This is a genomic window from Streptomyces sp. NPDC053673, assembly GCF_055585225.1.
On record NZ_JBVJKN010000116.1, the window covers coordinates 1 to 1,059 of the forward strand.

2 protein-coding genes are annotated in these 1,059 nt (G+C 61.6%); both read left to right on the forward strand.

Features of this window, described 5'->3' with window-relative positions:
* Window positions 1-728 (forward strand): TyeA family type III secretion system gatekeeper subunit (locus tag ACZ6ZQ_RS38645; RefSeq protein ID WP_469773209.1); only part of this gene is annotated, 728 nt, incomplete at its 5' end.
* A partial coding sequence (locus ACZ6ZQ_RS38650) for an FHIPEP family type III secretion protein (RefSeq protein WP_469773210.1) occupies window positions 725-1,059 on the forward strand: 335 nt, incomplete at its 3' end. The genes ACZ6ZQ_RS38645 and ACZ6ZQ_RS38650, both read left to right, overlap by 4 nt.

Sequence of the window (1,059 nt, forward strand, 5' to 3'; positions counted from 1 at the left end):
TGGCCGCCCAGGCCGATGCCGAGGTGCGCAGCAACGAAGCGAAACTGGCTCGCGAGGCGCTGGTGAAGCTGGAGATGCGCTTCAAGCCGCAGATCCAGGCGGGCCTGAACACGGCGCTGGCGCTGCAAGCCAGCAGTGATGACCCACACCTGCGCCAGGCGGTGCGCAGTGTGTATTACGCCAGCGTGGTCACCCGGCAATCCCTGGCAACGATGCTGCAGGCGCTGTTGGGGTTGTTTGGCGGCGAAGACCTTGGCCAGGGGCTGAAGCTGATGCGTCGCGCCCTGGCCGACGACATTGCGGCGCTGACGCCGTCGATTGCCTCGGCCAAATTGCTCACGCTACTGGTGGGGTTGCGTGGCTGCGACCAACTGGGTGGCATCTTGTGCAATTGCCGGGACCTGATCGAGCGCCTGGCCCTCACCTATCCCGAGGTGACACGGGACGCAGTGGCCCTGCTCCAACGCTTGCTGGGTTACTCGAACACCGGGATTGCGACTGCCGAGATCCAGCGCCTGGCCATTGAATTGGGCGGGGTTGATGTACTCAACCAGTTGATTTCACTCAACAGTGTTTATCCGATGCTCAAGAGCCTGCCGCTTGCCGTGTGGCGTGATAACAGGGGCCGTGAGGACTGCCTGAACAGCTTTTTGCTGGTGATGGACGAATACGCACGCACCGAGCGCGGAACCCGGCAGGGAATGGCCCCGCAGGGCCCCGATGCATGAGCGCGTTACGGGTCATCAATGGCGTGCTGCTGAAGGTTGCACAACGTGCCGAAGTCATGGGCGCGGTGGTCATCATGGCCATTGTGTTTATCTTTATTGTGCCGCTGCCCACCTGGCTGGTGGACATCCTGATTGCCCTGAATATCTGTATCTCGTGCCTGTTGATCGTGCTGGCGTTGTACCTGCCGGGGCCGCTGGCGTTTTCTTCGTTTCCGTCGATCCTGTTGCTGACCACCATGTTTCGCCTGGCGCTCTCGATTGCCACCACGCGATTGATCCTGCTGGAGCAGGATGCCGGCGATATCGTCGAGGCCTTCGGCAACTTCGTGGT